This is a genomic window from candidate division KSB1 bacterium, assembly GCA_034521575.1.
Classification (GTDB): domain Bacteria; phylum Zhuqueibacterota; class Zhuqueibacteria; order Residuimicrobiales; family Krinioviventaceae; genus JAXHMJ01.
On sequence record JAXHMJ010000005.1, the window covers coordinates 1,615,210 to 1,639,064 of the forward strand.

General features: G+C 48.1%; 24 protein-coding genes and 1 pseudogene. 13 read left to right on the top strand and 12 right to left on the bottom strand.

The genetic code is table 11. The features are described 5' to 3' along the window. Positions 1-91: 91 nt before the first annotated feature. Positions 92-676, top strand: coding sequence for a CDP-diacylglycerol--glycerol-3-phosphate 3-phosphatidyltransferase (gene pgsA / locus U5R06_20265; protein ID MDZ7725082.1), 585 nt, complete (start codon positions 92-94; stop codon positions 674-676). Between the two features lie 3 nt (positions 677-679). Here the strand turns inward: pgsA and U5R06_20270 are convergent, their stop codons facing one another. Beyond that, positions 680-1,501, bottom strand: a complete 822-nt coding sequence (locus tag U5R06_20270; GenBank protein MDZ7725083.1) for an HAD-IIA family hydrolase — start codon at positions 1,499-1,501, stop codon at positions 680-682. Positions 1,502-1,681: 180 nt separating this feature from the next. On the opposite strand from U5R06_20270, the gene U5R06_20275 reads away from it, so the two are divergent. The 11 genes from U5R06_20275 (at position 1,682) to U5R06_20325 (ending at position 12,982) form a co-directional block, all read left to right on the top strand. Beyond that, positions 1,682-3,673 carry a tetratricopeptide repeat protein gene (locus U5R06_20275; protein ID MDZ7725084.1) on the top strand — a complete coding sequence of 664 codons (1,992 nt, stop codon included), beginning with the start codon at positions 1,682-1,684 and terminating at the stop codon, positions 3,671-3,673. Further along, a complete protein-coding gene (locus U5R06_20280; GenBank protein MDZ7725085.1) occupies positions 3,673-4,455 on the top strand; it encodes a DUF4292 domain-containing protein in 783 nt (260 codons plus the stop codon). The genes U5R06_20275 and U5R06_20280 overlap by 1 nt, the downstream gene beginning before the upstream one ends. 29 nt (positions 4,456-4,484) lie before the next feature. Beyond that, entirely contained in the window at positions 4,485-5,447 is a 963-nt protein-coding gene (locus U5R06_20285) for a glycosyltransferase family 2 protein (GenBank protein MDZ7725086.1), read from the top strand. Then, complete coding sequence (locus U5R06_20290) at positions 5,444-6,490, top strand: glycosyltransferase (protein ID MDZ7725087.1); 1,047 nt, start codon at positions 5,444-5,446, stop codon at positions 6,488-6,490. Before U5R06_20285 ends, U5R06_20290 begins: the two co-directional genes overlap by 4 nt. Positions 6,491-6,518: 28 nt before the next feature. After that, positions 6,519-8,993, top strand: a complete 2,475-nt coding sequence (locus U5R06_20295; protein ID MDZ7725088.1) for a hypothetical protein — start codon at positions 6,519-6,521, stop codon at positions 8,991-8,993. Positions 8,994-9,037: 44 nt separating this feature from the next. Further along, the gene (locus U5R06_20300) at positions 9,038-9,346 is read left to right on the top strand and encodes a hypothetical protein (protein ID MDZ7725089.1); all 309 of its coding nucleotides are present in this window, start codon (positions 9,038-9,040) and stop codon (positions 9,344-9,346) included. Further along, the gene (asnB, locus tag U5R06_20305; protein ID MDZ7725090.1) at positions 9,340-10,977 is read left to right on the top strand and encodes an asparagine synthase (glutamine-hydrolyzing); all 1,638 of its coding nucleotides are present in this window, start codon (positions 9,340-9,342) and stop codon (positions 10,975-10,977) included. The genes U5R06_20300 and asnB overlap by 7 nt, the downstream gene beginning before the upstream one ends. Beyond that, positions 10,974-12,248 carry a glycosyltransferase family 4 protein gene (locus tag U5R06_20310; GenBank protein MDZ7725091.1) on the top strand — a complete coding sequence of 425 codons (1,275 nt, stop codon included), beginning with the start codon at positions 10,974-10,976 and terminating at the stop codon, positions 12,246-12,248. The genes asnB and U5R06_20310 overlap by 4 nt, the downstream gene beginning before the upstream one ends. 92 nt (positions 12,249-12,340) lie before the next feature. Then, entirely contained in the window at positions 12,341-12,634 is a 294-nt protein-coding gene (locus U5R06_20315; protein MDZ7725092.1) for a nucleotidyltransferase family protein, read from the top strand. Continuing rightward, positions 12,631-12,870: a HepT-like ribonuclease domain-containing protein gene (locus tag U5R06_20320; GenBank protein ID MDZ7725093.1), complete on the top strand. Its 240-nt coding sequence runs from the start codon at positions 12,631-12,633 to the stop codon at positions 12,868-12,870. The genes U5R06_20315 and U5R06_20320 overlap by 4 nt, the downstream gene beginning before the upstream one ends. Beyond that, a complete protein-coding gene (locus tag U5R06_20325; protein MDZ7725094.1) occupies positions 12,860-12,982 on the top strand; it encodes a HepT-like ribonuclease domain-containing protein in 123 nt (40 codons plus the stop codon). Before U5R06_20320 ends, U5R06_20325 begins: the two co-directional genes overlap by 11 nt. Positions 12,983-13,062: 80 nt before the next feature. Here the strand turns inward: U5R06_20325 and U5R06_20330 are convergent. Further along, a pseudogene (locus U5R06_20330) lies at positions 13,063-13,235 on the bottom strand (antitoxin). Positions 13,236-13,373: 138 nt separating this feature from the next. On the opposite strand from U5R06_20330, the gene U5R06_20335 reads away from it, so the two are divergent. After that, complete coding sequence (locus tag U5R06_20335) at positions 13,374-14,312, top strand: carbamate kinase (GenBank protein ID MDZ7725095.1); 939 nt, start codon at positions 13,374-13,376, stop codon at positions 14,310-14,312. Positions 14,313-14,529: 217 nt separating this feature from the next. Here U5R06_20335 and U5R06_20340 read toward each other — a convergent pair whose 3' ends face one another. The 10 genes from U5R06_20340 to U5R06_20385 all read right to left on the bottom strand — a co-directional run bounded on the left by U5R06_20340 (position 14,530) and on the right by U5R06_20385 (position 23,848). Next, positions 14,530-15,474: a hypothetical protein gene (locus tag U5R06_20340; GenBank protein ID MDZ7725096.1), complete on the bottom strand. Its 945-nt coding sequence runs from the start codon at positions 15,472-15,474 to the stop codon at positions 14,530-14,532. A 7-nt stretch (positions 15,475-15,481) separates the two neighbouring features. Next, positions 15,482-17,272, bottom strand: a complete 1,791-nt coding sequence (locus tag U5R06_20345) for a cytochrome c biogenesis protein CcdA (protein ID MDZ7725097.1) — start codon at positions 17,270-17,272, stop codon at positions 15,482-15,484. A gap of 65 nt (positions 17,273-17,337) precedes the next feature. After that, positions 17,338-17,823: a hypothetical protein gene (locus U5R06_20350; GenBank protein MDZ7725098.1), complete on the bottom strand. Its 486-nt coding sequence runs from the start codon at positions 17,821-17,823 to the stop codon at positions 17,338-17,340. Positions 17,824-17,931: 108 nt separating this feature from the next. Beyond that, the gene (locus tag U5R06_20355; protein MDZ7725099.1) at positions 17,932-18,576 is read right to left on the bottom strand and encodes an energy transducer TonB; all 645 of its coding nucleotides are present in this window, start codon (positions 18,574-18,576) and stop codon (positions 17,932-17,934) included. 11 nt (positions 18,577-18,587) lie between these two features. Beyond that, positions 18,588-19,010: a biopolymer transporter ExbD gene (locus tag U5R06_20360; GenBank protein ID MDZ7725100.1), complete on the bottom strand. Its 423-nt coding sequence runs from the start codon at positions 19,008-19,010 to the stop codon at positions 18,588-18,590. A gap of 29 nt (positions 19,011-19,039) precedes the next feature. Further along, entirely contained in the window at positions 19,040-19,438 is a 399-nt protein-coding gene (locus U5R06_20365; protein ID MDZ7725101.1) for a biopolymer transporter ExbD, read from the bottom strand. 23 nt (positions 19,439-19,461) lie between these two features. Then, positions 19,462-20,073, bottom strand: coding sequence for a MotA/TolQ/ExbB proton channel family protein (locus tag U5R06_20370; protein MDZ7725102.1), 612 nt, complete (start codon positions 20,071-20,073; stop codon positions 19,462-19,464). A 103-nt stretch (positions 20,074-20,176) separates the two neighbouring features. After that, positions 20,177-21,658 (bottom strand): S41 family peptidase, encoded by a 1,482-nt coding sequence (locus tag U5R06_20375; GenBank protein MDZ7725103.1) that lies wholly within the window; start codon positions 21,656-21,658, stop codon positions 20,177-20,179. 175 nt (positions 21,659-21,833) lie between these two features. Beyond that, positions 21,834-22,730: a PorV/PorQ family protein gene (locus U5R06_20380; protein MDZ7725104.1), complete on the bottom strand. Its 897-nt coding sequence runs from the start codon at positions 22,728-22,730 to the stop codon at positions 21,834-21,836. Positions 22,731-22,876: 146 nt separating this feature from the next. Further along, complete coding sequence (locus tag U5R06_20385) at positions 22,877-23,848, bottom strand: hypothetical protein (GenBank protein ID MDZ7725105.1); 972 nt, start codon at positions 23,846-23,848, stop codon at positions 22,877-22,879. Positions 23,849-23,855: the final 7 nt, after the last annotated feature.

Here is a 23,855-nt window from a genome sequence, read left to right on the forward strand (position 1 = left end):
AATCAAGCTTTATTTTATAAATATCTTGATGCTTTACGAATAATTCTGTATTTTTTCCAAAACCACATAAACCAAACCAATAAAGAATACTATGAATGCTCCCAATCGTTTAACACTTGTACGCATCGCAGCCAGCCCTTTGTTTTTGATTGCTTTTGCGATTGATACAGCCTGGTCCATCGGGATCTGCCTGTTTCTATTAGCTGTCTTTGAATTTACAGACTTTTACGACGGTCAGTTGGCGCGCAAAAAGAACCTGGTCACGGATTTCGGCAAACTGATGGATCCCTTTGCCGACAGTATCAGCCGGTTCACCATTTTCCTCTGCTTTTTGAGCGCAGAATTGGCCCCGGTCTGGATCATTGCTGTTTTCTTTTACCGGGATGTCTTTGTGGCCATACTCAGAGTGTTTGCCATCCGGGAAAACGTCGTGGTTTCGGCACGTCCCAGTGGCAAGCTCAAAGCCATGTTTCAGGCGGGCAGCACCGCTCCCATCCTGATTATCTACTTTTTACAAAAGATCAACGTCATTCCGGAGCCGCTTTACCTGTTTGCACAGGTCAAGCTCGCCACCGTACTCATTGCCATTGCAGCCCTGGTCACGCTGTATTCCGGTATCGATTACTGGAACGGCAACAAGCATATAATTCTACAGTCACTGCAACGAAAACAGTAAAAATCATAAAAAAGCGACAAGGTCCGCGACGGAATCCGCTATGATCCGGGCTTTGTCGCTGGATTGTCGGGCCATTTCCAATGTTGTCTCGCCGCTGAGCACCAGCACACCCACCATATCGTATTGATCCGCCATACGTATATCTGTGTACAACCGATCACCGATAAAGGCGATTTTTGAAGGCTCTGCCTGCGCGCGTTCCGCAATGGCATTCACAGCCTCCTGTGTGGGTTTCCCTGCAACCACCGGCACCTGCCCGTCCGTCGCAGTTTCAAACAGTGAAATAAAGGACCCAACATCCGGTTTAAAGGTATCCCGGGTTACCGGACATAATTTATCGGCATGAGTCGCAATATAGGGCACGCCCCGCAGAACAAGATCGTAACACGCATGTATCTTTTCATAGGTCAACTCGGTATCAAATCCCAGCACTACCGCCCGGGGTGTTTCGTTGCGCGCCTGTTCTTCATCGAGACACACATATCCACGCTCCTTGAAATCCGAATGCAAATCACGATTCCCGACCAGATAAATCTCGGGAAACAACTCGCGCCGCCGCAGATAACTGTCCGCACAGTCGGCCGAGGTGATGATTTGCTCATCCGTGACCGGAAACTCGAGTTCCCTCAGACGATTCAAATAGGTTTGTCTCGACTTTGACGTGTTGTTGGTAAAATAAAACAATTTTCGTCCGGTTTCGAGAATTTTATCCAGAAATTCATAGGCGCCGTCAATAGGCACCCCATCAAGGTACAGGGTGCCGTCCAGATCACATACAACCGCTTTGCATTGTTCCAGCAAATGTAGATTCTGCAGTTTTTTCATAACTATTCTCTCTTTTATGTTCAACGATCAATTTAAGGTTTTTTTTAGGATAAAGGCAAGGATTGTTTATCGATTCCCCGGAACATCCGAGCTATTGCACGAGTTTGAGTTTAAACAGAGTTTTTCCTTGTTTGAAATCTTAATAAATCCTATATTAATAATATAATGAAGTCACTTTATATGAAAATTTTTAAATGCATAGCCCTGAGCCTAGCGGTTATTTCTCTGTTTACAGCATGCGCCGCAACCCGCCCGTCTGCTCCGGAGACCGCGTCCCATGCGGATTATAATCCAATCGCTCTGCAGTATATCATCAACGGCGCATTGGCGGACCTGGAGGGAAATCCCAAAGAGGCGCTGTTCAATTACCAACAGGCCGCAGAATATGACAGCACCTCGCCGGACATCTTTTTTGCCATGGCCGAGGCGTATTTCAAGACTCAGCAGACCGACCTGGCCATCCGGCACGCAAAAAGCGCCCTGTCGCTGAACCCCGAACATGTTCCCACCCTTGAGCTGCTGGCCGCTTCCTACGAAATGCAGGAAGACTATCAACAGGCAAACGATATCTATAAGCAGCTACATGAAATCAATCCGAATGATCTCGAGGTTCTGTTTTATCTGACGCATAATTATATCATTCTGGACAAATTCGAAAAGGCGCTGGAAACCTTTTCCCTGATGCTCCAAGCCGGTGTGCAAAATCCGGAATATTATCTCCAGATCGGACATCAACTGTATCAGAAAAAAGCCTATGACGAAGCAGAGACAGTATACCGGACGTTGCATGCGGTGTTTCCTGAACAGGAAGAAACCTATCTGGCTTTGGCGGCCACAGAGCTGGCGCGCCAGGATACAGCGGCGGCTGTCGCGTGGTATAAAGAAGGACTGAGCGTCGTTCCCGGCTCTGATGATCTCAGGTCTGAACTGCTGCGCATCTACAGGCAGCAGGAAAACTGGCAACACGCCATAGGTTTGTACCAAACCCTCGTCCAGAAAAACCCCAAAGACTTTAAAGCAAAAATCAGATTGGGACAATTGTACATTCAGCAAAAAGACACCGTCAGCGCTATTAAAATTCTCGAGGACGCTGCACGGTCTCATCCCCATCAGCAACGGGTATATCTGACCCTGGGCGCTTTGTACGCCCTGTCCGGTGACACGGCAAAAACCGTTGAGGTTTTCAGTCGGGGCTTCCGTCAAAATCCCGGGTTTAATCAGCTGCGCACCGAGCTGAGACAAATCTATGCAAGCCGTGGAAACTGGGACAACGCGTTTGCGCTCTATGAACCGCTGCTCGAGCAGGACAGCACCCGCGCCAGAGGAAACATTGAAATTGCAGAACTGCTGGTGCAAAAAGGCGACACCCTGCAGGCCATCCAGCGGCTGCAGCCGCTGGCAGAGTCCTATCCGGACAACTGGCAGATTCCGGTGAGTCTGGGCCGTTACCATTTCTTTCTCAACGATATGCAGACAGCGGGTGAGCACTTTGATAAAGCCCTGGACATCAACAAGAACATTGCGGAATTGTGGATTTTGCGCGGCCTGGTGTATCTGAATACCGGACAAACAGAAAACGCCGAGGCTCATTATGAAAAAGCCTTGGAAAAATTTCCGGAACATCCCGAACTGAATTTCTACATGGGCTCTCTGCAGAGCGGACAGGGCAAACACGCCGGTGCCATCAAATATTATGAAACCGCCCTTGAAAATGATCCGGGAAATGAGCAGGTAGCTCTTGCTTTGGCCGCTTCTTTTGACGAAATCGGCCAATATGAACAAGCGGAAAACCTGTACAGCCGGCTGCTTGACAATAATCCGGAAAACGCCATGATTCTCAACAACTATGCGTATCACTTGTCCGTACGCGGAACACAGCTTGAAACCGCGTTGACCTATTCCCAAAAAGCCGTGCAACAACGCCCGGACAATGCACCGTACCTGGACACCCTCGGCTGGGTTTATTATCAGCTGGGAAACTATGAAAAAGCCAGGCACTATATCCAAAAAGCCATGCAAAAAAGTCCGGAAACAGCAGAAATTATTGAGCATATGGGAGACGTGCTGGCGGCATTGGGACAGGAACAGGAAGCAAAAGATTACTGGCGGCGCGCCTATGAACTGGATGAGCGGAGGATCGACATTCTGGAAAAATTGAGCCGGGTCGAATAATGATGATCCATACCCCGCAGCGGCTTTTTATTTTGTTGTGCGTAATTCTGCTTGTTCAATGCGCCGTGTTCAGGCCCGGCCCCATGCTCACGATGGAAGAGCAGGATGCCGACAAACTCAAAAGAGCGCTGCTGAATAATTTTCAAAACATCCGCACATTGAATGCAAACGGACGTATCCTGGTACAGACGCCGCACAAATCATTTAGCGGATACGCACAGGTTCTGATCCGAAAACCGGATTCGATTTATGTCAAGCTCGAAGCGATGCTGGGACTGGATATCGGGGTGTTTTTCACGGACCACCGACAGTTTACACTCTATTCTCCGATGGAAAATATGGTTTATCAAAGCGATCACCCCGACACGCTGAAACTCGAGTCTTTTATCGGCTTTCAATTGTCAAAATCAAAATTCGTTCAGCTGCTATGCGGCCAGAATCTGCCGGAATTCGATGCAGCGCAGGTTACATGGCATCCGGATTCCATTCTCCTGAATCAGAAAACCGCATGCGGAATGCTGACGTACAAAATTGATCCGTATTGGGGCGCTGTCACCGAGGTCAGCCGCCGCAACTCTGACGGTGTTCTTTTGCAGCAAGAGAAATATAGCCAGTTCATCCGCAGAAACGGATCGCGAATCCCGCAGATAATCCGGATTACCCGTCCCCGGGATCACCAGTCCCTGACACTGGTGTACCAGACGGTCGCCGTGAATGAAGACATTGATCCCGGCAAATTTCAGCTAAAGTCGCCGGACAGTGCAGTACGCTACGAATTATAGCCGCAGAACAACAAATGAGAGCTGTGGATATGCCAAATACTTTGAATGACATTTCCGTTGTGATTCCTGCATTCAATGAGGAGGAATCGATTCCCGAACTGGTGAAGCAATTGACGCGAGTGCTTTCTAAATACAAGTTTACCTATGAATTGTTATTCATAGACGACGGCTCGAGCGATTCAACGACAGCTGTGATCCGTGGTCTTGAGGAACGGGATTCACACATCAAACTGATCGCCTTCCGCCGCAATTACGGCAAATCCGCGGCCCTGTCCGCCGGATTCGGATACGCGGCAGGCCGATACATTATCACCATGGACGCCGATTTGCAGGACGATCCCGAAGAAATCCCCAAATTGGTCAACAAACTCGAAGAAGGCTGGGATCTGGTGTCGGGCTGGAAGAAAAAGCGCTATGATCCTTTTTCCAAACGCATCCTGTCCAAGATCTATAATTTTTTCACGTCGGTATTCAGCGGTATCCGTCTGCATGATTTCAACTGCGGACTCAAGGCCTACCGCATCGAGGTGGCCAAAAGTCTGAACGTGTACGGCGAATTGCATCGTTATCTGCCGGTGATCGCGTTCCGCAACGGATTCCGCGTCACAGAAATGGCGGTTCAGCATCACGAACGCAAATACGGCGTTTCCAAATTCGGCGCAGCGCGACTAACCCGCGGCGCGTTTGATCTTTTAACCATCACGTTTCTGACCAAATATAAAAAACGCCCCCTGCATTTGTTCGGACTCTGGGGCGGCATTTCATTTTTTCTCGGATTCATTGTACTGTTTTTGCTGGCGTTTCAGAAAATAGTCTATGACGCACACCTGTCCGACCGGCCGCTGCTGTTTCTCGGCGTTCTGCTGGTGATTGTCGGTATCCAGTTCTTTTCAATCGGACTTTTAGGCGAAATGATCACGGAATCCCGACGCGACAGCGCCCCGTACCTCATTAAGGAGACCGTCGGTCTGGAGGATCAGCCGGAAGCATGAATTCCTCACGTGATATAACCCTGTCCGTCATTGTCCCGTCCTATAACCGCAAAGAGGAGATCCGCGATTTACTCCTGTCGTTAACACGTCAGACCCTGGATACCGCCTATTTTCAGGTGATCATCGTCGATGACGGGTCTACAGACGGCACCAAAGATTTTGTCGAACCCTTCGAACAGCAGCACGATCTGCCGGTTACGCTCTATTCCCAGGACCACCAGGGCCCCGGAGCGGCCCGCAATCTGGGTATGCAAAAAGCAACGGGGGATGTGTTTGTGTTTATCGATTCAGACTGCACCGCGTCGCCGGACTGGCTGCAGACCATCAAAACGCGTTTTGATCAGGACCCGCAGGTTATGGCATTCGGCGGCCGCGATGACGCGGCTCCGGATTTTCCGCCGCTTTTGCTGGCGATCAACTATTCCATGACGTCGTTCCTGACCACCGGCGGCATGCGCGGCGGCAAGAAAAAACGCCTGGCCAAATTCTATCCACGCAGTTTCAACATGGGACTGCATCGGAACTTGTACGAAAAAATCGGCGGATTCGGCGGCCTGCGCCACGGTCAGGACATTGAATTCAGCAACCGCATCATCAAAAGCGGCGAAAAGGTCGTCTATATCCCGGAATGCGTGGTGTTTCACAAACGCCGCACCTCGTTGAGCAAATTTTTCCGCCAGGTCTTCAACTGGGGGGTGGCGCGCATCAATCTTTATAAAATCGACAGCGCCATGTTGGAACCGCTGCACTTTGCGCCGGCCGTGGCGTTCTGGTTTGTGCTCATCTTTACCCTTCTGGCGCTGCTGTTCCGGCCGGTGTTTTCCGTGTGGATCGTTTTTGCTGCGGTCGGCGTGTTCGCCCTGCTCGCATCAGCTGTGGACGCCGCGGTAAAAGCAAAAAGACTCAAAACCGGCCTATTGACACCGCTGGTCATGATCCTGCAGATTTCGGGTTACGGACTCGGATTCAGCATTGCCTTTATCCGGCGTGTCATGTTCAAACAGGATGAATTTACCGGATTTGTCCGGCGCTATTATAAATAATTTTGAACCATAACCTCGGGTTTTTATTATGGCCAAGAAAAAACAGAAACAACAGAAAAAAGCATCCCAGCCGCAAAAACAACAGTGGCAGCTCACACCCTGGCAGCAATGGGGTCTGGCTGTGCTGTTGATTGTCATTACGGTTCTCATCTATTTCGAACCCATTGTCTTTGAAAACAAAGTGCCGCCGTCAACGGATATTCTGGCCTGGAAAGGCAATGCCCAGAGCATTATCGAGGCGCGACAGGAATACAGCTACACGCCGCTGTGGGCCAACAATGTGTTTTCCGGTATGCCGGCGCACCTGATTTCCCTGAAACCGCCCTTTGAACAGCCGGCCAAATATATCATGCAAGGTCTGTCCGCCATTCTTTCCTGGCATGCCTTGTACTATATTCTGGGCGCGGCCGGTATGCTGCTGCTCATGCGTTTTCTCAATCTGTCTTTAATTGCAAGTACGTTTACAGCACTGGCGTTTATCTGGTGGCCGAATCTGCTCGGACTTTTAGAAGCCGGACACAACAGCAAGGCGCAGACCATCCTGCTGATCCCCCTGGCGTTGTATACATTCCTGCGCATTCTGCGCAAACCGGATTTGCTGAATTTCAGTCTGTTCACCATCGCGTTCAGCCTGGTGGTGCGCGCCGGACATTATCAGATCGTATTTTACACCGGACTCATTCTGCTGGCGTTTTCCATCGCCAAACTGATTCAGTTTATCCGCGAAAAAGCCTGGAAAAAAATCGCTGTTATCGCCGTATTCACCCCCCTGGCTCTGGGAATCGGCATCGGCATGTCCGCGTTCCACACCCTGCAGGTGCGTGAATATTCAAAATACAGCGTGCGCGGTGTCAGCAGCGAAGAAGAAAAAGAGGGCACCGACTTTGAATATGCCACCCAATGGTCGCTGCATCCGGCGGAAATGTACAATTTCATTATCCCCCGATTTTTCGGCGGACATTCCAGTCAACTCTACGAGGGTGATGATGTGCCGCAGCTCAAAGACCGCACCATTCCCGGATACTGGGGACATATGCCGTTCACCAGCACCACCGATTATATGGGGGTGATCACCCTGGTGTTCGCGGTTCTGGGCATTTTGCTCCTTTGGCAACGCCGGGAGGTGAAAACCCTGTCCATTCTGATCTTTTTATCCCTGCTTCTGGCGTTCGGGCGCCATTTCCCGCCGCTGTACAATCTGTTTTTCAATGCGGTGCCGTTTTTCAACCACTTCCGGGTGCCCACCATGATCGTATCCGTGGTCTTTTTCTCATTCACGCTGCTGGCGGGCATGGGACTGCACGCGTTGCTCACAAAAGCGCGCGAGATGCAACGACTCAAGCTCCTGCGTGTGGTGCTGATCACATTCGGACTCTTTGCCGCGCTCGGTCTGGCCCCGTTCGTGTTCAGAAACAGCCTCGACTTTTTGCGCCCCCAGGAAGCGCAGCAGTACAATCCCCAGATCATCGAAGCATTGAAAAACGCCCGGTTTGACTTGCTCAAAGGCGATGCCGTACGCATGCTGGCGCTGCTGGCAGGCGCGTTTGCCCTGGTTTTGGCCTACATTAACAAATGGATCGGCAAGGCCATTCTCAGTATCGGTATCGGTGTTCTGCTGCTCATCGATCTGTTCGGTATTGACCAACGCTATCTGCAGCAGCTGGTCCCGGAATCACAAATGGACAATTATTTTGCGGCCACACGCGTGGACAATGCCCTGAAACAAACCGAGGGATTTTACCGCCTTTATCCCATGGGCGATTTCAGCGATCAGCCGCACTGGCCGTATCATCATCAAACCATCACCGGCTATCATCCGGCCAAACTGCGCATTTACCAGGACATTCGCGAATCTGTTATGATGCGCGGATCGGCGCCGGGATTCAATAACCCGGATGCGCCGATCAACTGGAATCTGGTGAATATGTTGAACACGAAATTTTTGCTCTCTCCCCGGAAACTGCAGCATCCGAATCTGACTATGCTGATCAGCAGCGAAGAGATGAGTGTGTACCGGAACACTGCCGCTCTGCCGCGTGTCTGGTGTGTGGGACAAACCGAGGTGATCGCTGACAAGGACGCGCGCCTGATGCGGCTGAATGACCCGGCTTTCGATCCGGCGGAGACCGCTATTCTGGAAGAACCGCTGGATGCAGAGATTGCGGCAGTCGAATGTCAGCCCGAAATCACCCGCTACGAGCCCAATTACATTGATATTGTAACCAATGCGTCTCAACAAACCCTGCTGGTGCTCAGCGAGATCTATTATCCGGCCGGATGGAAAGTATTTATCGACGATCAACCGGGCGAAATTCTGCAAGTCAATCACATTCTGCGCGGCGTGGTGCTGCCCGCCGGCGAACACACCCTGCATTTCAAACTGGAGCCGAAATCCTACGATATCAGTGTCGCCATGATGGGCGGCTCGATTGCCGTCACTTATATTCTGCTGATCATTGCACTGGTTCCGGTGTACAAACGATACAGATCATCAAAACAATAATCAATCAGGGCGGATCACATTCCGCCCTTTTTTAGAGACTTGATATGTGCGGAATCTGCGGTATTGTACAACACTCTGACGATCAGCGGCCTCTGGTCCGGCGCATGTGCGACAGTCTGGCGCACCGCGGACCGGATCACGCCGAGGTGTACCAATCCGGCAATGTGACCCTGGGACACCGGCGCCTGAGCATCATCGATCTGCAGACCGGGAATCAGCCGATTTTCAATGCCGACAAAACCCTGGGCATTGTCTATAACGGCGAGATTTACAATTACCGCGAGTACTGTACAAAGAACTGGTCAAACGCGGCTGCCGGTTCTCTACCCATTCCGATACCGAGGTGGTGCTGAAACTGTACGAAATCGACGGTGTGGACAGCTTTGTACGCCTGAACGGCATCTTTTCTTTTGCCATCCTGGACCAGCGCGACGGTGAAAAACTGGTGCTGGCGCGCGATCATTTCGGCATCAAACCGCTGCATTATTATTGCAAAAACGGACTGTTTGCCTTTGCCTCCGAGTACAAGGCCCTTCTGCTGCACCCGGACGTACCGCGGGAACTCAATGTGCAGGCGCTGCACCATCAGATCAACCTGCGTTACAATCAATTGCAGGAAACCCTGATCAAAGATATTTATCGCCTGCCGCCGGCGCATTTCATGATTGTCCGGGATGCAAACATCGAGCGCATCGAACGCTATTTCAGCCTGTCCCCCCGGATCAACCACAGCAAATCCGAGCAGGACTGGCTGCACGAAATCCCGCAGGTCATCCAGCGCGCCGTCAAGCGCCAGCTGGTCAGCGATGTGCCCATCGGTGTCTACCTGTCCGGTGGCATGGACTCGAGCACCCTGGTGGCCATGATGCGCGAGTCCGGCGCCGATCCGGTGAGCACGTTTACTCTGGGATTCAACGAGCCCACGGATGAGATCGATGACGCGCAGTACACCGTCGATCGCTATGCAACCGATCACCATGTTCTGCGCATGGACCTGAATCCCATGCGCAATATGCCGCATGTGATCCGGCACGCCGAGGAACCAAAAATCAATCTGATTCAGGGATACATGATGTCTCAGTTTGTCTCGCAGCACGTCAAGGTGGCGCTGGGCGGACTCGGCGGCGACGAATTGTTTGCCGGATACGACATTCACAAGTTTTTCTATCCCGTCAACCGCCTGCTCAAAGCCGTGCCGCGCGAATTCGAGGCCGGGATCGGCTCTAAACTGGCGTCGCTGTTGTATTCGCTGCAGTCGCGCCTGCCCATGCAATGGGACGAGTACCGGCGCGGACTGCAGATGGCGCTGTCCGTCGGCAATCTGGCGAAATTTTACCTCATTTTGCGCAATGTCTGGGACTTTGACCGGGCGCACTATGACAAAATTTATCATTCGGGTTTTCTCGATCACAATCTGCAGCCGGTAATGGACGAATTTGAACCGCTGTTCGATTCGGTTTCCGGTCATTCGCCGCTGGAACGCGTGTTCATCGCTGAAATGCGCAGCAAAATGGTCAATGACTATCTGCTGGTGGAGGACCGCATGTCCATGGCCAATTCTCTGGAAGAGCGCGTGCCGTTCCTGGACCTGGATCTGGTCGAATTTGCCCTGTCCATTCCTGGCGACATGAAAATGCGCGGCACGGAAACCAAATATCTGATGCGCAAAGCCCTGGCTTCGTACCTGCCGGGACATATTGTGCGCAAGAAAAAATGGGGATTCACTTTTAATCCCTATCTGCAGTTTCAAAAAGACCTGAAAACCACAGCCGAACGTATTCTCACAAAAAAACGCATCGAACGCGACGGCATTTTCAATTACGAATATATCAAAGCCATTTTAGACGCCAAACCGCATCCGCGTTTGCGCTGGCATTACAATTACATCTGGGTGCTGACCGGATTCTATATTTGGAAGCAGCTGTTTCTGGAATCCGGCAGCGGAGATCAGGATATGCAACTTGAGGCGTTTTACAGCGCATGACCGTACTGATTCTGACATATTACTGGCCGCCGGCCGGCGGTCCCGGTGTGCAGCGTATCCTGAAATTCGCCAAGTATTTACCGGAATTCGGCATCCGGCCGGTCATTTTAACGGTAAAAAACGGCGAATATCCGGCACGCGATGAGACGCTGATTCAGGACGTGCCGCCGGAGATGCCGGTGCACCAAACGTTTTCCCTGGAACCCTACGCCCTGTACCGCCGGTTTTCCGGACAAACAGGCAATGACCCCATCCCCACTTATGTGCTCACCGAATCGAGTCATTCCCTGAGCAAACGCCTGGCCGCCCTGATCCGCGCCAATCTGTTCATCCCGGACGCCCGTATCGGCTGGCTGCCGTATGCCCTGCAAGCGGCCAAACGGCTGTCGCGCACCTACTCTTTTGACGCCGTGATCAGCACCGCGCCGCCCATGAGCACGCACCTGAGCGCAGCGGCGATCGCAAAGCAACTGAACTGCCGCTGGGTCGCCGATTTCCGCGATCCCTGGACGGACGTGTTTTACTATCATGCGCTCAAACGCTCGCGTTTGGCTCAGGGTCTGGACCGCTGGCTGGAACGCCGCGTTCTCCGGGCCGCGGACGCCGTGGTCACGGTCAGTCCCTCCATCATCCGGCTGTTCCGGAGCAAAACGGACAACGACTATCACCTCATCCCCAACGGCTATGACCGCACCGCATTCGCGCCGGTCGCCCCCCTGCCCCCGGACGGCAAGTTTCACATCCTGCACGCCGGACACCTGGCGGACAACCAGAATCCCGCCGCCCTGTGGAAAGCCCTGGCAACCCTCTGCCGTCAATCGACTGAATTGGCCGATACCCTGCAGATCGATTTATACGGGGGCATTCATCAGCGCGTGTCAGATGACCTGACGGCCAACGGCTTGTCGAAACAGGTTGTCTATCACGGCTATCAGCCGCACCATCGCATCATCGCCGCCTACAAGCAGGCGGACTTGCTGTTCTTTGCGGTCCCGGACTGCCGGCACAACAGCGGCATTCTCACCAGCAAACTGTTCGATTACCTCGGCGCCGACACGCCCATCCTCGGCATCGGTCCGGAAACCGGCGACGCCGCCTCCATCCTCAAGCGCACGCACGCGGGACGCGTGTTTGATTACCGTGCTCACGACGCACTTGCAAACTGGCTGCTAAAATTATTCAAAGGCAAAAATTCGCTGAAACGCAGACACATCGAGGATTATGAGAGGAAACATTTAACGGGGAAATTAGCAAAGATTGTGAGGGGATAGTTTTTTCAACAAAAGGGGATTTTTAAAATCATTCAATCGCTTTACAAAAAATCACTTGATAATAACAAAAATAATGCTGAATTTATTATGCTATGAAAACTATTGCTGACATTCAAAAAACAATCAAAGACATTTACCCAAAGCTTGAACGAGACTACCATGTAAAATGCCTTGGATTATTTGGCTCCTATGTCCGTGGTGAACAAACAACAGTGAGCGATGTAGATTTGCTGGTCACATTTAGTGTAAAACCATCATTGTTTCAATTTATCGAGTTGGAAAATATCTTGTCTGACCGTCTGGGCATCAAAGTTGATTTGGTTATGGAATCTTCTTTAAAACCTCGCATCGGCAAACAAATTAAAAAAGAAATTGTGATGATATGAAAAGACTTTACTATGACTTTATAAATTATCTTGTGGATATTCTCGATGCCATAAATAAAATCCAGACGTTTATTAAGGGGCAAACATTTGAACAATTTTTTAGGGATGATAAATCACAATTCGCAGTAATCCGTGCATTCGAGATTATTGGAGAGGCCAGTAAAAAACTCCTGGATTCTGTCAAACAGGACAACCCAAATATTCCCTGGAAAGTAATGGCCGGGATTGAGGGATAAATTAATTCATGATTATTTTGGGATTGATATTGAGGTCGTCTGGAAATCAGCTACTTTGGATATTGAAACATTAAAACCCTTGATTCAAGAAATCATCGATAAATATCAATAATCTGGTCAACATCGGTCATCATGATAAAATTTACTGAAAAGCATTGAAAACCAATTTACAAACCAACAAAATACGCGGTATCATGTTTCGGGTTTCTCTTCCCAGAGTATACGCGGTTTCTTTTCTTGTTCGGCACAGTCTCGTAAAAAAGATTGATTAATTTCTGATATGGTATATCTGTTTCCGCTGCCAAACGTTTGAAATACTCGACTGTATCATCTTCTATACGAATGGTAATCTGCTCAAGAATAATCTCATTATCTGTTTTTTCTTCCTACTTTATATTTACTATCACACTTGAGACTTTCAACTTGAAACGGGTGCAAAACCGGCACAATCTTTGAAACAACGCACTCGTATAGCAAAGTCATTAAAAATACAAACAAAGCTGATGAACTCCAAAAAACAAATTCTGCTCATCGCCCTGGGCGGCAACGCTATGATCCGCAGCGGCCAGTCCGGCAGCATTCATGAACAATTTGACAATCTGCGTATTCCCATGCGGCAGATCGCCCGGCTGTCGCGGCACTATCGCATCCTGATCACGCACGGCAACGGACCGCAGGTCGGCAATTTACTGCTGCAGCAGGAAACCTGCGAGTCGGTGCCCCGGCTGCCGCTCGAAATTCTGGTTGCCCAGACCCAGGGACAGATCGGATATATGATCGAATCCACCCTGGACAGCGAGCTGATGGCCCAGGACGATGCGGAGCAGAAATTTCTCGTCAATCTGAACAGCTATGTGGTGGTGGACGAAAACGATCCGGCGTTTCAGACTCCCTCCAAACCCATCGGTCCGATACTGTCCCCCGAGCGCATCAAAGACCTGCCCTATCCGGTGATCGAGACTCCGAAAGGCTATCGCCGCGTGGTGGCGTCTCCGCAGCCGGTGACCATTGTTGAAAAACGCGAGATCGCGGCGCTGGTGGACATGGATTTTATCGTCATCTGCTGCGGCGGCGGCGGAATTCCGGTGATCCGACGCGAGCGGTCGTTCTGCGGTGTCAATGCAGTAATCGATAAAGATCTGGCCAGCAGCCTGCTGGCGCGCGAGATCGGCGCGCAAATTATGATCATTGCCACGGACGTCGAGGGCGTGGCCCTGCATTTCGGTCAGAGCGATCAGCGATTCCTGCGCCGCATGACCCTGCAGCAGGCGGAACACTCTATCGCCGAAGAACAACTCGCCATCGGCTCCATGCAGCCGAAACTTCAAGCCGCCGCGGAATTTATCCAAAACGGCGGTACACAAGCGGTGATCACCAGCATGGAAATGATTGAAGACGCGGTTGAAGGTAAAGCCGGAACCGAGATTGTAAAAAGCGGTTAAATTCGAAATCAAAGAGATAATAAAAGATTGATTTACCCTTTTTTCGGGTTAAAACAGCCAAAGGTAATCTTTATAAAGACTTGTTGTACATCAATTTGATTTAGGAAAATCTTTTACTTTAGAAGGTTTGTTATATTTATACATCAGATGTAATTGTGATATCTATTCTCGGAGCCTTTTAGAAAAAGTCTCAAAGTTTAGGGGAATATAATATGGCTCAGACATCCAACAAGATATAATTTTGAAATCCGCCTAATTCTTTACCTTTGAAAAAGGTTTGTTCCAAAGCGGTTATAAATCGATATTTAATGGTTTCATGCTTGTGAGGCTGACGCAGAGGATTCGGTTTTCCCTGCTTTTGCAGTTTATTCTGCCAGTTCATGTCCTTGATCCTTTGCTGCATCACTTTGGGATGCGTACCTTTAAACTCTGACAACCGGTCCATCGGACCATAATCAAATTCATCAGGCGCATGTTGATAATGAGTCAAAGCTTTTTTAAATCCCCAATGTACTGAATCCAAAGCTCTTTTTTTATTTTGCATAAGATGAGGAGGACGCACCCATCCGTAATGGTAGATTTCTGCATCGACCTTTGCGACTTTTAATTTGTGATGACCGTCCGGCTGACGCGGGTTTTCATAGTAATCAAATCGTCGAAACGACTGAGCGCTTTGCCAGGAATGGATATCTTTGCGGTTACGGATTAGACGAATTTCACGAGGATACCAGCCATGGCTTTTTTGATAATGATTATAGTCACCCCAAAAATGTTTATAGCTGAACAGCAAACCCTCTACCTGTTCCTGATCTATCAGCTGTTCACATCGGTCTTTGATAATCGGTAAATAGTTTTCATGAACCACTTCATCGGCCTGCAAATAAAACAGCCAGTCACCTGAACATTGTTCCTTGGCAATATCGGTCTGCAGGGCATTGATGACTCCCTTTTCAAAGTATTTTTCTTCCCACACCGTATCAATAATTTTAATTTTGGGATCACCAATATCCACGATACGGTCCCGGGTAGCGTCATCCGAATCGCCTCTGCCCACTGCAATGACGAATTCATCTACAATGGGCAGAATTGACTTTATCGATTCAACAATAGGGTAATAAAGTTTTATACCGTTTCTAACGAATGAAAAGCCGCTTAGGGTCATCGTACCGTTACTCCAGAACAGTGTTCAGATGCTCGACAAATTTTTCTGGCCCAATATATCCAATTTCCCGTAAATTTTCAAACTCTTTCCCGTCCTTGTCAAGAAAAACCAGAGTGGGCATTCCACTGACACCAAATCTCTGCATCAAATCCTGTGTGGCAGCATCGGGTTTGGTGCAGTCGACTTTGATCATTTCAAATTGCTCGGACACCTCTCCGACTTGCGGATCGGTAAACGTGGTTCGATCCATTTGTTTACAGGGAGCGCACCAATCAGCGTAAAAATCGATGAAAACCGGTTTATCTCCATCTATGATTTGATCATAGGATTGACCGCTATACTTTATCCAGTCAACCTGTGTGGTTTTGGCCTGGAGAGAGCCTTGAATCCAAACAATACTCAAGGCGATCAGAACCAGCCCAACAACGGCTCGGAATATTTTAAAGCTTTTTTTATATTGTCCCTGTTCCAGAAATCCGAGCAACAGTCCGGCAGTCAGTGCCAAAAGACCGAGCAGAAAACCGAGCTTATTGGGCACCAGCTCAAGCTGCGGAATAATAAAATAAAAAGCAACCCCAATAAGCAAAAACCCAAATAATTTGCGAATCCAGAGCATCCACACACCGGACTGCGGCAGTTTCCCGAGCAGACTGGAAAAGGTTGCCAGGAATAAATACGGGAGTCCGAGTCCCAGCCCCATCACAAAAAAGAGCAAAGTGCCTTTGACAACCAAACCGAGCTTGGCGATCAAACCGACCAGACCGATGATAATACCAGCCGCGCACGGCGCTATGACAATACCCACCGTTATTCCCATCAAAAAGGAACCGATAATTCCCTCACGGCTTTGCCCGACTTTGGTAAGCAGCCAGGACGGTACAGTGATTTCAAACGCACCAAACAGACTGGCGGCCATGAGCAGGATAATGGTAGCGATAGCCACCACAAACCAGGGACTTTGAAATAAAAATCCCCATTGCTTGCCGGCAAGTCCGGATAAAAGCCCCAGTATCGCAAACGACAAGGCGATTCCGACCACATACAGCAGAGCATTGGTAAACGCCTTGGCCCTGGTTTTATCACTTTGTCCTCCAAAATAACTCACCGTCATGGGAATAACGGGATAGACACAGGGGGTAAGATTGAGAGCCAGTCCTACGACGAAAAAGGCCAAAATGGCTGAAAACAGTCCCTTTTCCAAATACTCTAAAGCTCTCTGTTCACCCGGCGTCAGGTTGAGGGATTCTTTTGCATCTTTAGTTGTATAGATGTCTGCATTTTGAAAAATTTCAGAGTTGACCGGTGTTACATCGGTATCGGCTGCAACCACTTTAAAGTTCTTTGTAAATTGTACCGAATCAGGCGGGAAACACATATTATCATTACATCCCTGATAAGACACCGTTCCCGACACACTGTGTTCTTTAGGAGACAATTCCGGAGACACAGTAACCGGTACAATAATAGCTGTTTCCCCTTCATAAACAGATATTTTACCATCGGTAAAAGAAAATTGTACGAACTTTGGTTCAGGAAAAACCGGTTGTCCAATGCTAATACCGGCAGTAGATTCAAAATGAATTCGAGTCGGAATATAGAAATCGTCACCCGGATCATGCGAGTTGATATGCAACCCTTCTTTAATGTTCAGTACAACAGCGAGCTGGAATTGTTTACCCTGAGGCACCTGTCCGAGTGAAGACAGAACATTCACATCAACCATATCCATATCACCAAACTGTCCAAACAGCTGGGTAATGACCAGCAGAACAAAAAGCAAGACAAATATTTGTTTCATATCAGTTCCTATTCATTGTTATTTTTACCGGATCAAACATCAGATAAACAGTTAATATTCCATGACTACATTCTGGACTCGTCTTTCCAGCGTGTGATTCTCCAGCGTCCGTCATTACAAAGTCGAAAATTAAATATAGCGCTTCCTGAAAAGGAATATTCTCCGGCCGATCCAAATAAATTTAATTGTAATGTTTTTGAAAGTTCCGCCGTTTTTTCTTGTACCTCTTCATAGATAGTCGTGTTCCAGGTTAAAGTGATGGTATCAAAATTCCTGAATAATTGTCCGGTGGTCTTGAGATCCACATTTCGCCCCCAGGAAACAAATCTTCCGCTGCCCCCCAGGTCGGGATCAAAATAGACAAAAACAAATGAACTGTCCAATAGATCCGCATAGACCAGAGAATCCTTGAATGTATAGGCATAGATAAAATTTTTCAGGACATCATCCGGGGTTTGCTGTTCAGTCAGGACAATATCCTCCCCTGCGCTGTTATCCAGTTTCGGTGCAAATGGATTAAAGCATCCAAAGGCATACATCAGGAACGACATCAAACACGCAATTTTCCCCCAATTTTTTCGCACTTTGGGCTGATTCATAAAAAAAAAGCGGTGCAAGACATAACACCGCTTTTCAACTCATCTTGATTGTGTTTGTCATTATTTCAATTTGAATACAACCGGAATAGCAACCCGCACAGCAACAGGTTTATCACGCTGTTTGGCAGGTTTCCATTTTACCGATTTTATCGCCCTGATTGCAGCTTCATCACAGCCGTTGTTACCGAGAGTTTTTACAACATTGGTACTAACGACATTTCCTTTTTCATCAATCACACACTGTATAATGACTCTGCCTTCCACACCGGCTTTTCTGGCAATCTCCGGGTATTCCAGATTTCTCTGGATGGCAGCAAAGCCGCCAATAGGCTCCGGCGGCTCATCATAGGCCAGAAAAATATCAGGTTCTCCACTCTCTTCCGGAGGTGGGGGCGGTGGCGGCATTTCATCAAGATTAATTTCTGTAGATTCAATCGTCAAGTCTTCAGGAATATCTTCATCCTCACTTTCGATCGGAATCGTGGGACGAGACGGCGCCTCTTGACGTGACTGTTGTTCAGTCGCCTGAACCTGTTCAACGTCCAAATTGAGATCAACTTTTTGCTGGATCTGCTGTCTGGTTTCAACCCGCTTAAAGGCCTGAAACAAACCAACAACAAGAGCCAGAGCTAACACAAGTCCAAACTCAATTTGTTTTTTGTATTTGAGTTTCAGACTCACTTCCGGTTTTTTTCTTAAATACATAACAAATCACCTCACTCTGCCTCAACAAGCGTCGAGTAGTTGATGTTCAAGGCTGTGCCACCGACGGTCCGAAGCTCTTCGTGAATTTCCGTGATCTGCCCCATATCTACGTTCTTATCAGCACGCAAAGAGACAAGCTTCATCGGATTCAGCTGATCGGATACTTTATTATAGATAATATTCCGGATTTCACCAACTTCAACCAGATGATCATCAATAGATAGGCGTCCGGCATCATCAGCCCAAATCGTGGCAACGCCGCGTTTTTCTTCCAGCTTTTTAATCTTTTCAGCGTCAGGTAAATTAACCTGCAGGCCTTCACTGGTTTTCATAACAGTGGAAACCATGAAAAAGATCAAAAGCATAAATACAATATCCGGCAAAGATGCATCCGGTATTTTTGCATTTGTTTTTGATTTTTTAGTAAACTTCAATGCCTGCACTCCTCAAACGGTTTACAAGATTATTGTTCCGGTTCAGCGATAGAAATCCTTGTGGCATTGGCTTTTTTCAGCTCATCCAAAACATCTATATAAATATCGTATTTGGTATCCCGCACGGTTTTTACAGAAAAAATCATATTGGGATTTTGCGCCAGTAACTCACGTACACGTCGCGAGACCTCATTCACCTGAACTTGATTTTCGTCCAGCATAACCTGTCCACTGGCATTGATAAGTATATTTGTAATGTTTTGTGAACGGACTTTGGTTTCCTGACCTTTGTCCGGAAGCGTAAGTGACAATCCTTTATCTGTATCGATTGTCGTGGTAACCAGGAAAAAGATCAATAGCAAAAATGCTATATCGGCCAACGAACCCGTCGGTATTTCAGCTGAACGTTCTTTTTTCTTTTTTAACATTATAGAACGATCTCCAATAGGGTTTATTTCTTGTCCAAAGCCACTAATGCGTCAACCAATTCGGTAGAGCTTTCTTCCATATCAATGATCAGTTTGTCGATACGGGAGATGAAAAAGTTGTGCAAAATCTGGGTAATAATAGCGACAATAAGACCAAAACAGGTTGTTAACAATGCAACGGAAATACCACCGGCAACGATAGCGGGTGAAATATTATTCGCTGCAGCAATCGCGTCAAACGCCTGGATCATACCGACAACCGTGCCGGTAAATCCGAGCATAGGAGCAACAGCAATAATGGTGGCCAACCAGATCATACCGCGTTCCAGAAAGGCCATTTCAATAGAACCGGCATTTGAGATTGCTTTTTCAGCAGCCTCTACCCCGCGATCGGAGCGTAACAGTCCCGCGTGAAAAATAGAAGCAACCGGACCACGTGTGTTTTCACACACTTCGATTGCGGAATCCACGCCACCTGATGACAGGGCTTCTTTAACTTTTGACAAAAACTTTCTGGTATTCACCGAAGCTCTTGATAAAGTGATTAACCGCTCAATGCTGATCATAATACCAAGAATAAGCAATACCAAAATCGGATGCATGAATCCGCCGCCTTGTTGATAATAATAGAGCATTCCTAATGATCCTCCAAAAAGTTCATACCTTTGTTATAGATAACGATAGACAATTGAAATTAACTTAGGATTTTTTATCTAAAAAGTCAATATCTTTTTTCGTTTATTGCGAATCAGAGCCCTGCCAACTGTGCAGCTGCTTAACCTTGCGTGCAAGCGACATAGCATTTAACGCTGTTTCAACTTCATCATCACCGGTCACTCTGATCCGGTAATAATGTTCGCTGTCCCACAAATGCCTGGCAACTTCCGCTTTCATCAACAATTTAATATAATCCTCATCTTTTTCAAAAGCCTCTGCATTAAACTCTAAATCGTGTTTTTTCATCAACGCCTTTAATTGCTCAATGTTCCGATCATCTATGCGGAACTGAGTATTAAACGCTTTAAACCCGTCAAATTGTTCCTCTAATTCCGGTCCATAGGTGGATCCAAACTCAAAAAACAGGCGCTTTCTTCTCAGATTGTAGGTAAATCGGGTTATTCGACCGCTCGTCAGAATACTATCCGGTATAATGCCGCCGCCGCCGTACACCGTTCGCCCGGCCAATGTCACATATTTTTTTGTAGAATCCGGTTTGTTGCGCTCTGTATCATCACTATACGCTTCCTGATAATAATCAGCCAAACCATTCTCATAAGGCCGTTGTATCAATCGGCCGCTGGGGGTGTAATAGCGGGCTATTGTGAGACGAATGGCTCCGCCATCGTGCAGATTGATCTGATTCTGTACCAGGCCCTTGCCGAAACTGGTCTGGCCGACCACAAGTCCGCGATCCAAATCCTGCACAGCGCCGGCTACAATTTCAGAGGCGCTGGCTGATCCATGATCAATCATAACAACAACCGGATACATATCATGCGTGCCGCTGTCTGTAGAGTAAAAATCCTCGTCCATTTGCGGAATGCGGCCTTTGGTATAGACCACTCTATAACGGCCGGGAATGAATTTGTTCACCACTTTGACAGCCTGATCCAGATAGCCGCCGGAATTGCCGCGCAAATCGAATATGAGCTGCTGCATACCCTGGCTTTCGAGCTTTTTCAGAGCGTTTTCAACTTCTTCAGCCGTTGTTTTTGAAAAACGTCCCAAATAGATATAACCGGTCTTGTTATCTTGAAGCAGAAAAGCAGCCATCACGCTATAAATCGGGATTGTATCCCGGGTAATGGTGACCTCAAACGTATCCTCCTCACCCGGACGACGTATGGTTACATCAACTTTGCTGCCTTTGGGTCCGCGCAATTTTTCCTGAACTTCATCTTCCGTAATGCCATAGGTAGACTCGCCTTCTATTTCAACGATCCGGTCTCCCGGCAAAAGCCCGACCGCCTCGGAGGGACCGCCGACAATCGGGGATACAACGGTTAAAACTTTATTCAAAATGATAAACTCTATGCCGATACCTTCGAAAGAACCTTCAAAACGTTCATTGACTTTTTGGAGTTTCTTTTCAGGAATGTAAACCGTATGAGGATCAAGTTCTCCAAGCATGCCATGAATGGCGCCTTCAATTAGTTTTTCCGTATCCGGGGGTTCTACATAATAACGGTTAACCAGATTAAAAACCTCCTGAAACCGCATCAGCTGATTGCGAATGTTATCACTGGAATAGAGTTTTCCGTCACTTGATTAAAAGCCAGATTCCCCACCACAACCAGAGCAACAACCAAAAAGGCATGTTTCACATACTTGAACATACAAAATCCTTTGTTATTTTTGTAAACAAACGTAATTTATTGCAAAATCTTGTTCATCTTTAAAAAGCTGTTAAAAAAGAAAACCGATGGGACTGTCCCAGATCATGACCAAAGGGAACATAAGCGTAATCCAGATGCAGCTGTCCGAAATTTAAACCAAATCCGGCGGAAAAAGACTTGTCCTTGTAACCGGTTTGATAGCCTAATCTGATGTTCAGGGATGAAAAGGGTTTAAATTCGGTTCCCAGGTGAACGTGTGAATCCGCGTCAAGCAGTTTGATATAATCCAGAGCCACACTGACATTGTCCTGAAGCATTGAAAACGGTAACTTGTAAAGGACACCCGCGCGGGTTATTTCCGGAATATTTATCTGTTCAGCATCCATATCCGAGGTGACCCCGAGATTTTGCAGAGCCACGGCGAAATACATATCAGAAAATGGTTGATATCTCGCTCCCAGGTCAGCCAGATATCCATCAGCGTACTGGGTATAGATTTTTTCATGTACATATTTAACATTCAATCCCATCGAAAATGTTTCAGATACCCGTCTCGAGTAATTCAAGGAAGCGATGATGTCCTGAGAAGAAAAAGTCCCAAGCGGTTCTTCCGAAGCGATTTCCCGATATTCAAATCCTTCAACATTATTCAGGATCAACCCTATACCGATATTGCTGCTGCCCACCGGCAGGGAAACACTTGCGACATTGTGAGTGATACCCTGTATCCATTGAGTATGAGTAAAATGCACCTGTCGATTTTTCATCCAGCTTGTACCGGCCGGATTCCAAAAAAGTGCCGTCGCATCATCTGCCAAGGCCACAAACGCTTCACCCATCGCTGCAGCGCGGGCGCCCGCTCCAATTTTGAGAACTGCGAGACCGGTATCGCCTCCGGCAATCAAATTTGTATTCATCGATATGAGGAGAATAAATAAAAGCCACTTTTTCATCATGCGTTTCTTTCCTTCTTGCGTTTCTTTAAAACTCAATATTCAAAACTTGATATCTACAATTTATACAACAATCTTTTTAAATCAATCCATGCTATAAATTCAGCCCGGACAAATCATTTTAACAATAAAAGAACAAAAGCACAAGTTTAAAAATCAAAAACCCATGAAACAACATGATCGGCATTGATTGCTTCCCGTCCATTCACAAAGGCATAACCCAGACGCGTATCGATACCCAGAACCTGCAGGTAAAAGCCCAATCCGAATGTCAACATGTCATGATCAAGGCCCAGTCTCAAGGCTCCGAGTTCCGGATAAGCAAACTCGGTTCCAAAGTGATAACGCGGATTTTGTTTGTCGCTGGTTTCCATATCGGCGACCAGCAGCATCCAGTCCGGAAACACCTGGTAGGCAGCGGCAACCCTGACAACGCGGGGAAAATCGTATGTTGTGCTTGTGCCGTGATCGTAAACTTTATCTGTGCTCCATGTGTACCTGGACATGATATCTCTAAGGGCAACTCCAAGCGTCAAAGCTTGAATCGGCTCTGAATACAGCCCCAGATCAATACCAAACCCCGAGGAGGTCAACGGATTTTCACCGCGTTCAAGTCCGGGCATCCGGTTAACCAGAACTTTTCCTGAAACACCAAAACTCAAATACCGGGAAGGACTTGCCGAAAAGGACATGTAAAAGGCATGTTCGGAATTTGAATAATATTGAGTATGCTCACCGGATGCACTTCTGCCGTCGATTTGATCGACACCGGCGTGCACCCAGGCAACACCCAAACCGGCATTCATAGGCGGCGCTGACTCGTCATCCACATGGGGACGCAGAGGTGTGGCAAAGGCCACATAATCCAGACTCCTGTCCAGCGGCAGAAACGCCAGAGACACCACGGCCTGCCGGGTTTCCATGTGGGACAGCACGGCCGGGTTGTAGAGGATGGAAGAGGCGCCGTCCGCTGTAGCGGTATAAGCATCCCCCATAGCTCTGGCGCGCGACCCCACGCCCATTCTCAAAAAAGCTCCCGCATAGCCGCCGTCACCCGTTGACGCAAGTGTTGTAGCACTCAGACTGATGACCACTAAAAATATAAGCTGTATCACTTTCATCCAATAC

Coding starts and splice junctions, on each gene's coding strand:
- U5R06_20340 (MDZ7725096.1), bottom strand. CDS start 15,474: ATGACCCTAAGCGGCTTTTCATTCGTTAGAAACGGTATAAAACTTTAT.
- U5R06_20335 (MDZ7725095.1), top strand. CDS start 13,374: ATGAACTCCAAAAAACAAATTCTGCTCATCGCCCTGGGCGGCAACGCT.
- U5R06_20295 (MDZ7725088.1), top strand. CDS start 6,519: ATGGCCAAGAAAAAACAGAAACAACAGAAAAAAGCATCCCAGCCGCAA.
- pgsA (MDZ7725082.1), top strand. CDS start 92: ATGAATGCTCCCAATCGTTTAACACTTGTACGCATCGCAGCCAGCCCT.
- U5R06_20355 (MDZ7725099.1), bottom strand. CDS start 18,576: ATGTATTTAAGAAAAAAACCGGAAGTGAGTCTGAAACTCAAATACAAA.
- U5R06_20315 (MDZ7725092.1), top strand. CDS start 12,341: ATGAAAACTATTGCTGACATTCAAAAAACAATCAAAGACATTTACCCA.
- U5R06_20385 (MDZ7725105.1), bottom strand. CDS start 23,848: ATGAAAGTGATACAGCTTATATTTTTAGTGGTCATCAGTCTGAGTGCT.
- U5R06_20280 (MDZ7725085.1), top strand. CDS start 3,673: ATGATGATCCATACCCCGCAGCGGCTTTTTATTTTGTTGTGCGTAATT.
- U5R06_20345 (MDZ7725097.1), bottom strand. CDS start 17,272: ATGAAACAAATATTTGTCTTGCTTTTTGTTCTGCTGGTCATTACCCAG.
- U5R06_20365 (MDZ7725101.1), bottom strand. CDS start 19,438: ATGTTAAAAAAGAAAAAAGAACGTTCAGCTGAAATACCGACGGGTTCG.
- U5R06_20370 (MDZ7725102.1), bottom strand. CDS start 20,073: ATGCTCTATTATTATCAACAAGGCGGCGGATTCATGCATCCGATTTTG.
- U5R06_20380 (MDZ7725104.1), bottom strand. CDS start 22,730: ATGATGAAAAAGTGGCTTTTATTTATTCTCCTCATATCGATGAATACA.
- U5R06_20310 (MDZ7725091.1), top strand. CDS start 10,974: ATGACCGTACTGATTCTGACATATTACTGGCCGCCGGCCGGCGGTCCC.
- U5R06_20300 (MDZ7725089.1), top strand. CDS start 9,038: ATGTGCGGAATCTGCGGTATTGTACAACACTCTGACGATCAGCGGCCT.
- U5R06_20320 (MDZ7725093.1), top strand. CDS start 12,631: ATGAAAAGACTTTACTATGACTTTATAAATTATCTTGTGGATATTCTC.
- U5R06_20375 (MDZ7725103.1), bottom strand. CDS start 21,658: ATGCGGTTTCAGGAGGTTTTTAATCTGGTTAACCGTTATTATGTAGAA.
- U5R06_20270 (MDZ7725083.1), bottom strand. CDS start 1,501: ATGAAAAAACTGCAGAATCTACATTTGCTGGAACAATGCAAAGCGGTT.
- U5R06_20350 (MDZ7725098.1), bottom strand. CDS start 17,823: ATGTCGTTCCTGATGTATGCCTTTGGATGCTTTAATCCATTTGCACCG.
- U5R06_20290 (MDZ7725087.1), top strand. CDS start 5,444: ATGAATTCCTCACGTGATATAACCCTGTCCGTCATTGTCCCGTCCTAT.
- U5R06_20275 (MDZ7725084.1), top strand. CDS start 1,682: ATGAAAATTTTTAAATGCATAGCCCTGAGCCTAGCGGTTATTTCTCTG.
- U5R06_20285 (MDZ7725086.1), top strand. CDS start 4,485: ATGCCAAATACTTTGAATGACATTTCCGTTGTGATTCCTGCATTCAAT.